Source organism: Marinimicrobium locisalis, assembly GCF_039822625.1.
Classification (GTDB): Bacteria; Pseudomonadota; Gammaproteobacteria; order Pseudomonadales; family Cellvibrionaceae; genus Marinimicrobium; species Marinimicrobium locisalis.
In genome coordinates this window covers 282,008-296,372 of the sequence record NZ_JBDLLG010000001.1, presented here as the reverse complement: position 1 = coordinate 296,372, position 14,365 = coordinate 282,008, and the positions used below count along the sequence as shown (strand labels likewise).

At 58.0% G+C, this 14,365-nt stretch carries 12 protein-coding genes; 6 read left to right on the top strand and 6 right to left on the bottom strand.

All coding sequences use genetic code 11. The annotated features are described in order from the left end of the window. Position 1 precedes the first annotated feature (1 nt). Positions 2–1,756 carry a tetratricopeptide repeat protein gene (locus tag AAE514_RS01340; protein ID WP_347329681.1) on the bottom strand — a complete coding sequence of 585 codons (1,755 nt, stop codon included), beginning with the start codon at positions 1,754–1,756 and terminating at the stop codon, positions 2–4. Positions 1,757–1,760: 4 nt separating this feature from the next. Beyond that, positions 1,761–2,330 (bottom strand): AraC family transcriptional regulator, encoded by a 570-nt coding sequence (locus AAE514_RS01335; protein WP_347329680.1) that lies wholly within the window; start codon positions 2,328–2,330, stop codon positions 1,761–1,763. Positions 2,331–2,801: 471 nt separating this feature from the next. Here AAE514_RS01335 and AAE514_RS01330 point away from each other — a divergent pair, with 471 nt between their 5' ends. Then, complete coding sequence (locus AAE514_RS01330) at positions 2,802–3,455, top strand: outer membrane beta-barrel domain-containing protein (RefSeq protein WP_347329679.1); 654 nt, start codon at positions 2,802–2,804, stop codon at positions 3,453–3,455. A gap of 39 nt (positions 3,456–3,494) precedes the next feature. On the opposite strand, the gene AAE514_RS01325 is transcribed toward AAE514_RS01330, so the two are convergent. Next, positions 3,495–4,109 carry an outer membrane beta-barrel domain-containing protein gene (locus tag AAE514_RS01325; RefSeq protein WP_347329678.1) on the bottom strand — a complete coding sequence of 205 codons (615 nt, stop codon included), beginning with the start codon at positions 4,107–4,109 and terminating at the stop codon, positions 3,495–3,497. Further along, on the bottom strand, positions 4,079–4,846 hold the full coding sequence (locus AAE514_RS01320) for an SH3 domain-containing protein (RefSeq protein ID WP_347329677.1): 768 nt from the start codon (positions 4,844–4,846) through the stop codon (positions 4,079–4,081). Before AAE514_RS01320 ends, AAE514_RS01325 begins: the two co-directional genes overlap by 31 nt. A 496-nt stretch (positions 4,847–5,342) precedes the next feature. On the opposite strand from AAE514_RS01320, the gene acnB reads away from it, so the two are divergent. From acnB to thpD, 4 genes are all read left to right on the top strand, one after another. Further along, the gene (gene acnB / locus AAE514_RS01315; RefSeq protein ID WP_347329676.1) at positions 5,343–7,961 is read left to right on the top strand and encodes a bifunctional aconitate hydratase 2/2-methylisocitrate dehydratase; all 2,619 of its coding nucleotides are present in this window, start codon (positions 5,343–5,345) and stop codon (positions 7,959–7,961) included. A gap of 104 nt (positions 7,962–8,065) precedes the next feature. Further along, complete coding sequence (locus AAE514_RS01310; RefSeq protein WP_347329675.1) at positions 8,066–8,803, top strand: dienelactone hydrolase family protein; 738 nt, start codon at positions 8,066–8,068, stop codon at positions 8,801–8,803. Positions 8,804–8,940: 137 nt separating this feature from the next. Continuing rightward, positions 8,941–9,960, top strand: coding sequence for a DUF3080 family protein (locus AAE514_RS01305; RefSeq protein WP_347329674.1), 1,020 nt, complete (start codon positions 8,941–8,943; stop codon positions 9,958–9,960). A 228-nt stretch (positions 9,961–10,188) separates the two neighbouring features. Then, entirely contained in the window at positions 10,189–11,142 is a 954-nt protein-coding gene (gene thpD, locus AAE514_RS01300; RefSeq protein ID WP_347329673.1) for an ectoine hydroxylase, read from the top strand. A gap of 49 nt (positions 11,143–11,191) precedes the next feature. Here thpD and AAE514_RS01295 read toward each other — a convergent pair whose 3' ends face one another. Both AAE514_RS01295 and AAE514_RS01290 read right to left on the bottom strand, forming a co-directional pair. Next, a complete protein-coding gene (locus AAE514_RS01295; RefSeq protein ID WP_347329672.1) occupies positions 11,192–12,256 on the bottom strand; it encodes a proline racemase family protein in 1,065 nt (354 codons plus the stop codon). Beyond that, positions 12,243–13,352, bottom strand: coding sequence for an alcohol dehydrogenase family protein (locus tag AAE514_RS01290; protein ID WP_347329671.1), 1,110 nt, complete (start codon positions 13,350–13,352; stop codon positions 12,243–12,245). Before AAE514_RS01290 ends, AAE514_RS01295 begins: the two co-directional genes overlap by 14 nt. A 158-nt stretch (positions 13,353–13,510) precedes the next feature. Between AAE514_RS01290 and AAE514_RS01285 the strand changes: the two genes are divergently transcribed. Then, positions 13,511–14,347, top strand: a complete 837-nt coding sequence (locus tag AAE514_RS01285) for an SDR family oxidoreductase (RefSeq protein ID WP_347329670.1) — start codon at positions 13,511–13,513, stop codon at positions 14,345–14,347. Positions 14,348–14,365: the final 18 nt, after the last annotated feature.

Here is a 14,365-nt window from a genome sequence, read left to right as displayed (position 1 = left end):
TTCATTGTGCCTCCGGGGAGTTCGTTGCGCCGGCCGCCGGCACGGATTGTTCGAGCGACAACAGCGCCATGTCATAAAGACGGGCCTTGGCCAGCCTGGACTGAGCGGCGTAGTAATTCATCCGCTCCTCATGTTTATCCAGCTCCAGCTTAATTAACTTGCGCATAACCCGCTCCAGCGCCAAAATTTGATTCTCTGTGCGAGCCAACAGGGCCTCTATGCGCTGGTGATGCTCACGCACCATGGGCTGATAGTGATCCGGCTGCTCATAGGGATCCTCCAGTGCTTGGAGCCTACCCAGCCTTTGCTCCAACACACTAAGGTCAGCGCGGGTGGTGTCCATTAGCGCGGTTAAACGCTCCCGCTCCTCTTCCTCAACCACAAGCGTATACAGCTCCAACTCTTCCCAACGCTCTCCCAGTTCCTGGCGAATGGCGTCCGTGCGGCCCAGCATCTCCCGCATATTCTGGTCAAAGCGCTTTTCTTCGGCCGATTGCAAAATAGCCTGATGCTGCTCCGCCTGGTCCGCCCAGTAATGCAAGTTTTCCTCAATGACGTACAGGTCTGCCAGCTCGGTCAGGGTTTCGTTAAACGCGTTACTGGCCATCAAGTCAATCAGAAAGGGGGTTAAGCTTTCATAGTCCACGGAGGGGTGGCGAGCATACCAATCGGTATCGTCCATGATGGCCTCGAGGTTGTTGATAAACTCCCTCGGGACATCTTGCCCGTCGATCACCCGACGGGCTTGGTCAATCAGTGAAACCCCTTCTCCAAACTCTTTTTCCGCCTCGATATTGCGCTTCAGGGCTCGCTTGTACAGCCCCTGTTCCTCGTAGACATGGGCCAGCAACACCTTCGCTTCCTGCACTTCCGGAATAGCGATGGACCGCCCGGCCAAAAGCTCCAGAGCGGGAATCGCCTCGGTGAACTGCTCTCGGTTGATGGCCGCCCAGGCGTAGCTCAGCAGCGCGCGATTGGAGTAAAGACCAGAAGTTCGGATCTCGCTTAAATAGCCCCAGGCGGCCGACAGGCGATCGGCCTTCATCGCCAGCTCAGCCAGACCATGCCGGGCCCGGTCCACCAAAGCTGCCGTGGCTCCTTCGCCGCCCGCACCGCTTTCGGTCACCCGCTCCAGGTTCTTAACCGCCGCAGCGACGTCACCACGCCCGACCTGTGATACGGCAAGGTTGAACAGGAAATAGGGGAAAGCGGGAGAGTTCTTGGCGGTCGCCTCTATCATGCTAACTTTCTGCGCCAGCCGCTCCGGGTGGCCGGTCACCAATGTCGCCAAATAGTGGTAGTCCACCAGAATATCCACGGGGATGGGCCCTTCAACCCTGTCAACAGCGTCTCTGGCGCTGGCAAAGTCCCCTTTGTTGTAGTGGAGCTTGGCCAGATAAAACCAAGCGCGATTGCCCACCTCGTGAGAGACGTTGCTTGAGAGCAGCTCATCGAATACGGGTTCCGCCTTGTTTGGCAAGCCGTAGGAGACCAGCATGCCGCCCTTGACTAACTGCCCGGTGTTTGCCAGCGCCGAGCGGTTCTTCAGGGACTCGGCATACTTTTGCTCCACCAGCGCGTGGAAGTAATCGTGCTGGAAATACTCAAACAGTACGGCGCCGTACTCCAGCTCTTGGGCGCTATTCACATTGGATGAGAACGCCCAAACCGCTGCGGGGGTGGCGGATAACGGAAGCAGTGCGGCCGCCAACCAGAAGCGGGACGCCAACACGACCTTTAGTGCCCTGTACCTCATAGGCTTACCACTGTTTGATTGCAAATACCGGCTCTTGCTTGACGGCATCGTCTCCGATGGCGAGTTCCAGATAGCTGCTATTGGCATCCTTTTCGAACTCGATATTGGTGGCGCGCTTGTAGGATCGCCCGCCGGGACCTATGCCGGTAAAGAACGCCGTCGCACTGTGATCACCATCGGCCAGATTCGTCATATACAGGCGGTGGATACCGCCGCGCAACATGGCATTTTGCTGCTTTTCGGAATAGATATGGGTGGCGACCAGCTTGCCATTCAGCTTCAGTTTCACCGACTCCAGTTGAAAGAACTGGCCTGAGCTGAACGACACGAAAACAGAGTATTTGGTGCTGGAGGGATAGAGAATGCGCTCTTCCATTTGCTTCAGGTCGTGGTTCAAGTCCACCACATCCGACTTGAGCGAGCGCACATACGTGGAAATGCGCTTGAGCTCTGCCTCGGCGTCGTCAGCCTCAGGGGCCCCCTGATCGGTGCTGACCTGATCACCGTCGACGCCCTCGGCCCAGTGCTGAGATTCAGTAGCCTCTGCTGCGGCATGATTCTGCGTGATACTCAAGGCCAGAACCAACGCACAAGACGCCAATGACGTCCTGATGAATCCCCACTTCTCCATGACTTGTGCCCCAAGTTTGTACAAACCAACAAAACGCCCGCATCAGGATTTTTTACTACCAGGGTCTTTTTCCGCCGGGTCTTTTTTTACAATGACCCTTGGAAAGACTTTCCCGTGACGTTTCGGACTAGCAAAAATAACGGAAGTCGCTGAAAGAGTCACACATTGAATGTTGATTTTATGAGCCAGGTCTCAAAATATCAGTGCTTTTTAGCGACGCATCACATTCCCCTTTCCAGAAGGGACGCGAGAGGCCATTTTTTGCCCGGACAACGGCCCCGTAGAGGCCACATGCAACGAACTCCAACAAAGGGACCCCAAACCATGTCGTCAATTTCCAAAAGTGAGACCTGTCTAACGTCTCCTTTTGTTTTTTAGCCGTAAACTACTGGCAAACTTCCTTTAAGCGAGATAATGGATACTATGCGCTATACCGTCTCACTCCCCACCTGCCTGGTGGCACTGGGCCTAAGCGTCCTGTCAACACACAGCCTCGCCCAAGAGCAAAGCGCCCGGGTGGAGGTGGTCAAGCCTCCCGAGCGCACCGAGCGCGCCCGCCGGGCGGCCATTGACAGCGAACATTTCGAGCTTGGCGCCTACTTCGGGGCACTCTCCGTAGAAGACTTCAGCACAGAGCTTTCCGGCGGAATCACCCTCAACTACCACATCAGTTCACGTTTTATGGTTCAGGGGCACTACGCCCAAGCGGATATTGAACGGGCGACCTTTGAGGAGGTATCCGGGGGCAACTTTCTCTCGGAGGCGGACCGGACTTTTGAGCACCTGAGCGTACTGGCGGGCTACCGGTTGGCCGAGGGACGCTCATTTTTCGGCGGGGACCGGAAGTTCAACTCCTATTTGTACGCCCTCGCCGGCCCCAGCCAAGTCAGCTTTGCCGGAGAGGACAATACAGGACTTATACTCGGCCTCAGCTACAAGACCGTACTGACGGACTGGGCGACGCTGAACTTGGACGTGCGGGATATCGTGGTCAACCGATCATTTCTCGGTGACGACAAAACCACCCACAACACCGAACTGGCGCTCGGGTTCAACCTGTTGTTCTGAGAGCAGCAGGTTGACGCCCAACGCTTCAGACTTGGCACCCTAAAAAAGGTAGCTGAGCCCTGCGCTCATCTGATTAGAGGTTACGGAGCGCTCTTCGTCCGCAATCAAACTGGAATCATACAGATGGGCGCGGTAATCGATCCTCAGCAGAATATCCCGCGTAAGCGCTGCTTCGTACCCCACACCCAGAGTGGTCGTGAAATTTTCCTCGCCCCCAAAACGGGTTTCCCCGACGCCTCCCACGGCATACAGCGACGACAGGCGCGCGCGTCCCTCCGAAGCGAAAAGCTCCCCTTGAAATACCTTGTAGCCCACGAGCAAATCATAGTGGCGAAAAGTTCGATCGCTGCCTTCGAACAGACGCCCCTGATTGTTTTCATACGCCGAAGGAGAACTATCCGCCTGCAGAAAATTGTACTGGAGGAAAAAATTTTCCGTGGCCTGAAAAGTGGCACTGACCCCAAGGGCCCACTCGCCATTAAAGTCAGCAATATTAACGACCCCAGCGGTCACGCCGAGATCGAGAACCTCACTGTCAATTCGATGCGCCGAGGTTGATTCGGTCTCCTGCGCCAAGGCCACCGGAGTGACCAGCAACCCAGCCAGAGCGGTGGCGCCCGCCTTTAAAAGAAAGTGCTGAATCCAATTTTCCATACTTCCAAACTCTCACTGTTGTCATCGGTATCGACCTCGGACCAGCGGTACTCCCCGCGCAGAACAAAATTTCGGCCGATGTAATAATTCAGGCCCAGCCCGTACTGGTTGAAATCCTCGTCACCGATCTCCAGCGGCACCAGCTTGGGCTGCGAATCGATGGACAGATTTCCCCGCCCCACCATTAACAGCGGTGAGACTCGCCAGTCGGAAAAAGGCTCAATCAACACGTTCACGCTATACAGCTCGCCCTTGATCTCGGCGCCCAGCACCTTGCCCACTTCGGCTTCCAGACCCATCCAGCTCAGAGGACGGTAGCCAACCAGAAAGCTGAACGTATCGCTGGACTGAAGCTCGCCACTGGAGAACTGACCGGAGTTGAACCCCACCCGCCAGTGACTCGCCAGATAATCGCCATAGCTCACTGACGGCAGGTCGGCCGGCTCACCCGTGGTTTGGAGGGTTCGCGAAATTTGCGAGGCACTGGACCAGCCGGTTCGGCCACTGGCCATACGGACCTCGTACCAGCCGGGTCGACGGGTCAACACATCGACCTTTTCGCCTTGCTCAATGACATAAAAGATGGGGTAGCCCCGCCCGGGGCCACTTCGAACATCCACATAAGGGTCTATGACCTCCAACTGCAGATAGGAGGCCTTACCCTCTTCATCCGCCACAGCGCCCAAAGGGGCCGCCGCGATTAACGCCAGAGTCACACCAAAGAACCAACGCCGCATCGAAACTCCCTAATATCGTTCAGCCTTGCTAAAGGTAGCAGCCGGAATGAGAATGCCCACTCAAAAACACCGCCAGTAGCGGCTCCGGCACAGCCATCCCGCTACCCTACCCTAATGGCGGCTATGACCCCACGCGAATTGTCGGATTCGTGACAAACCACAAACTTTAAATGTCAACCAGGCCATAAAACGCCAAAATTTCGCCTCTTTGCCCACCTACAAGCGAAGCGCTCGATACGTTCTGGGAGCCCCCGGATCCAATTCCGCCCGACCAATTTGTCACACAAATACGGGGCAAACCGAGGGGCGTGCTTAACAGAAGGAGGCCCCTCCTGTATAATCCGCCGCCGCTTGGTCGTGTCGTCAACCGCCTCCCCGGGGCACGGCTATTGGGGGCATTAGCGCCCTCCATTCGCATCCATGACGGTCATGGATAGTCTCTCAAGGCAGAGATCCTGTCGCGAGAGTAACCCCACAAAATTAGAGGAACTCAATCGTGCTTGAAGCCTATCGTAATCACGTCGCGGAACGCGCCGCGGAAGGCGTACCCCCGAAACCCCTCAGCGCCGAGCAAGTCGCCGACCTGGTCGAGCTGCTAAAGAATCCCCCCGCGGGCGAAGAAGACACCTTGGTTGAATTGATCAGCCACCGCGTCCCGGCCGGTGTGGACGAAGCCGCCTACGTGAAAGCCGCCTTCTTGAGTGCGATTGTGAAGGGCGAGGCCCAGAGCCCGCTGATCGATACCGAACTGGCCGTCAAACTGCTGGGCAATATGCATGGTGGTTACAACATCGAAGCACTAGTGGGCCTGCTGGACGACGATAAACTGGCCGCGCTGGCCGCAAAAGAGCTCAAACACACCCTGTTGATGTTTGACGCCTTCCACGATGTGGAAGAGAAGGCCAAAGCGGGCAACGCCTACGCCCAAGCGGTGATGCAGTGCTGGGCCGATGCCGAATGGTTCACCCAGCGCCCCAAAGTACCCGAGAGCATCAAATTGACCGTCTTTAAAGCGACCGGTGAGACCAACACTGACGACCTGTCTCCCGCTCAAGATGCCTGGTCCCGCCCGGACATTCCCCTGCACGCTCGCGCCATGTACAAGAACGAGCGCGATGGTTTGACCCCCGATGAACCCGGCACTGTCGGCCCCATCCAACAAATCGATGAGCTGAAAAAGAAAGGATATCCCCTGGCCATGGTGGGCGATGTCATGGGCACCGGCTCCTCACGCAAGTCCGCCACCAACTCCGTGCTCTGGTACATTGGTGAAGACATTCCCGGCGTGCCCAACAAGCGCACCGGCGGCGTCTGCATCGGAGGAAAAGTCGCCCCGATTTTCTACAACACCATGGAAGATGCCGGCGCTCTGGTGTTCGAAGCCCCGGTGGACGACCTGAACATGGGCGACGTGATTGAAGTGCGCCCCTACGAAGGCAAGATTCTCAACGGCGAGACCGGCGAGCTGATCTGCGAGTTCAGTCTCAAATCCGACATGCTTCTGGACGAAGTTCAGGCCGGCGGCCGGATTCCGCTGATCGTCGGGCGCGGCCTGACCGGTAAAGCGCGCGAGTCCCTGGGTCTGCCCCCCTCGGAACTGTTCCGCAAGCCCGAACAGCCCAAAGACACCGGCAAGGGCTACACGCTCGCCCAAAAAATGGTGGGCAAGGCCTGCGGCATGGACGGCGTGCGTCCGGGCACCTACTGTGAGCCCTACATGACCACCGTCGGCTCCCAGGACACCACCGGCCCCATGACCCGGGACGAACTGAAGGACCTGGCCTGCTTGGGCTTCTCCGCGGACCTGACCATGCAGTCCTTCTGTCATACCGCCGCTTACCCCAAGCCGGTGGACATCGACACCCAACACACCCTACCCGACTTCATCATGACCCGTGGCGGTGTATCGCTGCGCCCGGCCGATGGCATCATCCACAGCTGGCTGAACCGCATGCTGCTGCCCGACACCGTGGGCACCGGCGGTGACTCCCATACCCGCTTCCCGCTGGGCATTTCTTTCCCGGCCGGCTCCGGCCTGGTGGCCTTTGCCGCCGCTACCGGGGTAATGCCGCTGGACATGCCGGAATCGGTTCTGGTGCGCTTTAAGGGCGAAATGCAGCCCGGCATCACCCTGCGCGACCTGGTGAATGCCATTCCCTACTACGCCATCCAGAACGGTCTGCTGACCGTCGAGAAGAAGGGCAAGAAAAACGTTTTCTCCGGCCGCATTCTGGAAGTGGAAGGTCTGCCCGACCTGAAGGTGGAGCAGGCGTTTGAAATTTCCGACGCTTCCGCCGAACGCTCCGCCGCCGGTTGTACCATCAAGTTGGGCAAAGACCCCATCATCGAGTACCTGAACTCCAACATCACCATGCTGCGCTGGATGATCGAACAGGGCTACGGCGATGTTCGCACCCTGGAGCGTCGCGCGCGCAAAATGGAAGAGTGGCTGGAAAACCCGGAGCTGATGGAAGCCGATGCCGACGCCGAGTACTTCGAAGTGATCGAAATCGATATGAACCAGATCACCGAGCCGCTACTGGCCTGCCCGAACGACCCGGACGATGTGAAGACGCTGTCCGACGTTCAGGAAACCAAAATCGACGAAGTGTTTATCGGCTCCTGCATGACCAATATCGGTCACTTCCGCGCCGCCGGCAAACTGCTGGATGCCACCAAAGACGAGCTGGCCACCCGCCTCTGGATCGCGCCGCCCACCAAAATGGACGAGCATCAGTTGATGGAAGAAGGCTACTTCAACATCTTTGGTCGCAAAGGCGCCCGCACCGAAATGCCCGGCTGCTCTCTGTGCATGGGTAACCAGGCCCGCGTGGCTCCGAACTCCACGGTGGTTTCCACTTCCACCCGGAACTTCCCCAACCGCCTGGGACAGGGCGCAAACGTCTACTTGGCGTCCGCGGAGCTGGCGGCGGTGGCAGCCATTACGGGCAAGTTGCCCACGCCGAATGAGTACCTGAGCTACACTCAGGACCTGAACAGCATGGCCAGCGATATCTACCGCTACCTCAACTTCAACGAAATTGAGGACTACCAAAAGTCCGCGGACGAAGGTAAACGCATCGCCGCCGTGCAAATCGAGCAAGTGGCGGTGTAACCCGCGAGGCCTTGTCGATTGCCCGAAAGCCCATTGGTCCTTCGCCAATGGGCTTTTTTATTGGAAAGACACAAGTTTGAGGGGACCACCATGAGGGGACCATTATGATTATCCAGAACGATTACGTTGACCTGAACACACCCACGGGCCCCATGCGGACCTATGTTTACCGCCCGGTGGCCGAGGGCCGCTATCCCGCTATTATTTTCTACTCCGAGATCTTTCAGCAGACCGCGCCCATTGCCCGTTCGGCGGCGATCATGGCCGGGCATGGCTTTATTGTGCTAGTGCCCGAGGTGGCTCATGAGCTCAACCCCATCGGCACGGTGCTGGGCTACGATGATGCCGGCAAAGAGAAAGGCAACAACGACAAATTTGCCAAACCCCTCCGGGACCACGACACGGACACTCAGGCGATGGTCGACTTCCTGCAGCAGCGGAATGACTTTAGCGGCTCGGTGGGCAGCATGGGCGTGTGTCTGGGCGGGCACTTGGCCTTTCGGGCGGCGCTCAATCCGGCCGTGAAGGCCGCCTGTTGTCTATACGCCACGGACTTGCACTCCAATACCTTGCCCGCTGAAGAGGCAGATCAGACATTGACTCGGGCCGGAGAGATCCAGGGCGAACTGCTGATGATCTGGGGGCGCCAGGACCCCCACGTGCCGGACGAACCCCGCGCCACCATCAACCTCGCATTGCGCCAGGCCGGCTGTCACTTCAGTTGGATGGAAGTCAACGGACAGCATGCCTTTATGCGCGATGAGGGCGACCGTTATGACCCCGAACTGGCACTACAGTGCTACCAGATGGCGGTCAACCTATTCCGTCGAACCCTGGGATGAGTGAGCGCTAGTTCGAGCGAAAACTGACCGAACGCGCTGCGGGAACGGCGAGCTTTCGCACCCATGGCTCGCCCTTCCAGCCCGTGACGGTGACCTCGGACTCGTCCAAGCGGGGCGCTGTGACGTAAACTGATGCCATGCGAACCACGGCGCTTCTACTGTTGCTCACCCTTGTTTCCGCCTGCCAGCCCTCAGCGCCGGCCGAAGCGTTGCTGGAGGACTATCTGACCCGTCTGGCCCGGGTTCTGGACGTAGAGCGCCCCAACGTAGCGCCGGTGAGACCACCACGCATGCCGCCGGCCCGAGTGCTTCAGGTCCAGATTGAGCCGGTCTCGATTAATCTACTGGAGTTCTGGGGCTTTCGACAGTGCGGGCTATCGGAAGTGTTGGGGGAGAGAAACAGCGTTCTGGGACGAGTCATGGTGCCTTCCCAGCACCTTCATATGGACGGCCGCATTCTACAGCGGCTAAGACACTGCCAAAAAATGCTCAAGGACGACAAGCTGCTGACCCTCACGAAAGACCTGATGCAAGCCAAGCAAGCCCAGTGGCCCTCCCGCTACTGGAATGCCACCGTGGCGGCACCGGAACTGCGCGCTTTCTGGAGCCCCTCGACCGAGCCGTTAATTCCCGGCCAGGAAGCCAGTTATACACCCGCCGAGGCAGCTCTCGGGTATTTGAGCAGCCTTCCCCGCCGGCTATCGGAAAATCGCTGGCCAGAGCAACAAGCCCTTGAGGCGCGTTACAAAACCCTTGAGCAATCCGAACTCGGCGGCCGGCTCCTCGTGAGCCTTGAGCTGGGACACCATTACATCGTTGCAGGCAACCGAATGCTCAAGCAGGCGACTCGGGAAAAAACGCTCTGCCCAACACCCGGCTTACATAAGAAGGAGCTGGAATACGCCCGTAATGTCATGGTGAAAGTCTTTGTGGGTGAGGTTCAGCCGTGGCTTGCCGCCGTCAACCGACGAAGCCACTCGTTACGAGCGGAGTACGGGGTGCTGCTGAACCGGCAGGCACCCAAGCTCAGAAGAAAAATCCAACCATTTGAAGCAGAGTTGGCCGCCTTGCAGAGTCAATTCGAGCGAGCTTTGCGTGCTCATGTCGAGCACTGGCAAGGTCTGTTCGACACCTGCGGTAGTAAAGCGCGCCCCTGATGAGACGACGTTCATTATCATCTCGTAACCCCCAAATGGCGCAATTTCACCGGCCTCCCCTTCACATTTCTGCGCTTATCAGATAGGCTCCGGGCGGTTTTTTTGTCCCTCGCGGCCCTGTAAGGGCTATTACTACGCCCCGAGGGAACTCTCCCCCGTGATACGCATCACACAAATACAACCTTTGACGGTTTCTATAACTCTGCACTATTGGGAGGTAAGCAGCCGATGAACAGTGATGATATGTACCCCACGAGGCTCAAAGAACCCATGGAACCTTTCCAGCGGAAAGATCCAGTAATCCACGCGCGCAACGAGTACCGCTGGACCGGCCCGCTGGGTGAAGAGGCCCTGTCCCGGTACGAGCGCGACGGCTTTTTATGGTTCAAGGGTTTTTTTTCTTATGACCGCGTCCAGCCGTTCTTTCAAGAACTGATCGATATGGCCAAGGATGAGGAGCTGATGCGCTCGGATAAGGTCATCAGTGACCCGAACAGCGGCCGTATTCGCTCCGTGTTTGACATGCACCGCATCTCGGAGCGGTTTGACAAGCTCACTCGGGACCCCCGCATTTTGGGAATGGTCAGGCAGTTGCTTGGCAGCGAAGTCTATATCCACCAGTCCCGCATTAACGACAAGTTCGGTTTCGAGGGCAGTGGTTTTCAATGGCACTCGGATTTCGAGACCTGGCACTCAGAAGACGGGATGCCTCGGATGCGCGCCGTTAGCGCGTCTATCATGCTCACCGATAACAATGAATTTAACGGGCCCTTGATGCTGATTCCCGGTTCCCACCACTATTTTGTGCCCTGTGTCGGAGAAACGCCGGAAGAAAATTGGATCAGCTCACTGAAACGGCAACAGACCGGCGTTCCGGACAAAGATAACCTGGCCAAGCTGGCCAAGCGTGGTGGCATTCAGGCTCCAAAAGGCCCCGCGGGCTCGCTGCTGCTGTTTGAGTGCAACACCCTGCACGCTTCCAATGAGAATATGTCGCCCTGGCCTCGCTCCAATCTATTCTTTGTCTACAACAGTTTGAGTAACCTGCTGCAAGAACCTTACGCCGCGCCAGGACAACGGCCCAACTATCTTGGCAACCGCGATGAAGAAAGTCCCATCTGTATGCACGACGACTTCCCCGAGCTCTCCGGTCAAGGCGTACCACCACTGACCTACCTATAAGGCACCGGTGACCGAGGGCGACAAAGCGCCCTCGGTCACTGCCCCCGGCCTAGGACTGAGACTGTGGCGGCGTCATCAAGTGTTCCAGATCGGAAATGTCCACCAATGGATCGTCTAAATCCACCAGTACGTGGGAGTGGCTCAGCGTCCAGGCCCGACCGGTAATATGGCTGTGGATAGCCGGGTGCGAACCGACCATAGCCTCGCCCAGGCACGTGCCAATAAAGCTGCTGTTACGCGGTGAGATCGTCTCAAGCCACTGCCCTTCGCGAATCTCGCCCTTTTCGGCCATCAGTGCCAGGCGTGCCGAGGTGCCGGTACCCGTGGGGCTGCGGCAGATCACTCCGGGGTGAACATACGTCGCCGAACGCGACCGAAAGCCAACATCCTCCACGGCCTCCACCGGCCCCATAAAATGGGCGAAGGGCACGGGCCCGGACTCACCCAGCTGCGGGTGAGGTTCGTTGAACTGTTCTCGCACGGCACGGATAAACTCGTCCCCAAAGGCGGCAAGCGAGATGGCTTCCTCGTTGACCAACTCAAAGCCATGCTGGGAGGCATCCACCATGGCGAAGAAGGCACCGCTCCAGACCACATCATAAGTGACTTTCCTTCCTCCTGAGAGCGTCACCGTCAAGTCTCGCGCGGCAACATACGCGGGCTCGCCCTGAGTGGTGATGGACTCAACCCGACCATTGTGGTTGACGGCCTTGACATGAGCCAGGCCCGCCGGTGACTCCAGCACCACCGACTGCTCGCCTTCCTCCATCGGGATGAGGCCGCTTTGCAGCACCGCCGTGGCGGTGCAGATGGTGTTGGAGCCGGAGTACATGGGGTAACCCATGGCCTCCATAATGATATAGCCGGCCTGAGCTTTCGGGTGGCGCGGCTTTACAATCAAGTCCACCGACATGGCCGGGTCCCCGTAGGGCTCGGAGAGCAACAAGCGCCGGAGGCCATCCCCATGCGTCTGCAGGTACCGCATTTGTTCGAGAACGGTATCTCCCGGAATATTTTCGATGCCTTCGTACACAATCCGGCTGACATCACCCCCGGATTGCATATCGATCAGCCCTAACTCGCGAAAACGACCGTGATGATTACTCGGCAGCATAAGGGGCTCCTACTGACGCCCATTTCGCATCCGGCACAATGACCAAGTTGCCAATATAGCGCTTGGCCATAAACTCCCGCTGCGCCTCGTGAAAGTCTGACAGCGGGAAGGTGCCATGCAACAACGGTTGGATTTTACCTTGCTCGATATACCCGAGCAGGCGGCGAAAGGCACCGCGCGTGCCCTGGGAAGACCCGTGCAGCTGTAGCTGCTTCAGGTACATGGTTCTCAGGTCCAGCTCCACCACCGGGCCACCGATGGCGCCAGAGGTGGTGTAACGACCTTCGGGGCGCAGCACACGCAGCAGGTCATTAAACATAGGACCGGCCACCAAGTCTGCAACCACATCGACAGGCTCACCCTTGGTCACCCGCTCAATGGATTCCACCAGGTCGCCCTCTTCGCGGCGAACCGTATCCTCGGCGCCGATATCGCGTAAGGCGGCCTCTTTGCCCGCACTGGTCACAGCATAGGGAATTGCACCCCGTACCCGGGCCAGTTGTACAATGGCCGACCCCACGCCCCCGGAAGCGCCGGTGACCACAATACGCTCGCCCTCCTTCAAGTCGGCCCGGTCCAGCATGTGTTCGCCGGTGAGGTAGGCGCAACAGAAGGTAGCCAGTTCAGCATCGCTGATGGGGGCGTTGGTGGCGTGGGCATTTTCCGAGGGCACGGTGGTGTATTCGGCGTAACCGCCATCTCGGCCGTGGCCGATGTAGTCAATATCCGCGAGGCTGTCGTCACCCTCGGGCCGGTTGTACAGGGAGAAATCAACAATGACTCGTTCTCCGACACGGGACTCGGGCACGCCCTCACCCACCGCAACGATTTTGCCGACGGTGTCCGTGCCTTGAATGCGAGGGAACTCCAGTGTGGAACGTCCGCGTCGCCAAGTCGATACCGACGCCGGGTCCGTATCGCTGCCGTAGGCCCCCTGCCGGACCCAGACATCCGTGTTGTTCATGCCGCAGGCGCTGACCTCAATCAGCACATCGCCCGCCGCGGGTTTGGGTACGGGCACATCCTCTCGGTACTTCAACTGATCAAGATCACCATGGCCCGTTAACTGCACCGCTTTCATCGTTTCCGGAATCATTAACTTAGCCTCCATCTAACATCATGTAAAATCGCTAGACTTACAAAAATTATAGTGTCAAGCCTCGGTGGACGCAAAGTAGCCAAACACCTCGGCTTGCGTGGCTCAATGGCCACTGCGACAATAGCGCTTTTATCCACTCGGCACATGGAGAACGCATGAGCACTGCCAAAGCCGTACTGGTGACCGGGGCTTCTACCGGCATCGGCTATCACTGCGCCAAAGCGCTGCAAAAAGACGGCTACCGGGTGATCGCCAGTTGTCGAAAGCTCCCCGATGTGTCCCGTCTACAGGCCGAAGGGCTCACTTGTATTCAACTGGACGTGGCCGACTCCGGCAGCATCCACCGCGCGGTGGAGGAAACGCTGAGGCTGTGCGACGGAAGGCTCTACGGTCTTTTTAACAATGGCGCCTATGGCCAGCCCGGCGCCGTGGAAGACCTTACGCGCGATACCTTGCGCCGCCAGTTTGAAACCAATTTGTTCGGCTGGGCGGAGCTGACCAATGCCCTATTACCTTCTATGATTGACAACGGAGAAGGCCGGGTGGTTCAAAACAGTTCTGTGCTCGGGTTTGCCGCCATGCCCTTTCGGGGCGCCTATAACAGCAGTAAGTTCGCATTGGAAGGGCTTACCGATACGCTGCGTCTTGAGCTAAAAGGTACCGGCGTGGAAGTCAGCCTGATTGAGCCGGGCCCGATTTTGAGCGACTTCCGGAAGAACGCACTGACTGCTTTAAAGAGCAATGTGGACACGCAAAACAGCCGGCACAAAGAAAAGTATGACGCCGCGATTCAGCGGCTAAACAAGGAAGGGCCGGTACAACGTTTCACGCTCGGCCCGGAAGCGGTTTATAAAAGGCTCAAGCACGCCCTGGAAAGCAAGCGTCCAAAACCGCGCTACTACGTCACCTTTCCGACCTACCTGATGGCTTACCTTAAGCGCGTACTAAGTACCCGGCGAATGGACAAAATTCTGAGCAAAGTGGCCAGCTAGTAGGCCGCGCGAAAAACG

What these genes read in the sequence shown, in the direction of transcription:
- AAE514_RS01320 (WP_347329677.1), bottom strand. Translation starts at nt 4,846, where the DNA reads ATGCGGCGTTGGTTCTTTGGTGTGACTCTGGCGTTAATCGCGGCGGCC.
- AAE514_RS01285 (WP_347329670.1), top strand. Translation starts at nt 13,511, where the DNA reads ATGAGCACTGCCAAAGCCGTACTGGTGACCGGGGCTTCTACCGGCATC.
- AAE514_RS01295 (WP_347329672.1), bottom strand. Translation starts at nt 12,256, where the DNA reads ATGCTGCCGAGTAATCATCACGGTCGTTTTCGCGAGTTAGGGCTGATC.
- AAE514_RS01305 (WP_347329674.1), top strand. Translation starts at nt 8,941, where the DNA reads ATGCGAACCACGGCGCTTCTACTGTTGCTCACCCTTGTTTCCGCCTGC.
- AAE514_RS01330 (WP_347329679.1), top strand. Translation starts at nt 2,802, where the DNA reads ATGGATACTATGCGCTATACCGTCTCACTCCCCACCTGCCTGGTGGCA.
- thpD (WP_347329673.1), top strand. Translation starts at nt 10,189, where the DNA reads ATGAACAGTGATGATATGTACCCCACGAGGCTCAAAGAACCCATGGAA.
- AAE514_RS01325 (WP_347329678.1), bottom strand. Translation starts at nt 4,109, where the DNA reads ATGGAAAATTGGATTCAGCACTTTCTTTTAAAGGCGGGCGCCACCGCT.
- AAE514_RS01340 (WP_347329681.1), bottom strand. Translation starts at nt 1,756, where the DNA reads ATGAGGTACAGGGCACTAAAGGTCGTGTTGGCGTCCCGCTTCTGGTTG.
- AAE514_RS01290 (WP_347329671.1), bottom strand. Translation starts at nt 13,352, where the DNA reads ATGATTCCGGAAACGATGAAAGCGGTGCAGTTAACGGGCCATGGTGAT.
- AAE514_RS01310 (WP_347329675.1), top strand. Translation starts at nt 8,066, where the DNA reads ATGATTATCCAGAACGATTACGTTGACCTGAACACACCCACGGGCCCC.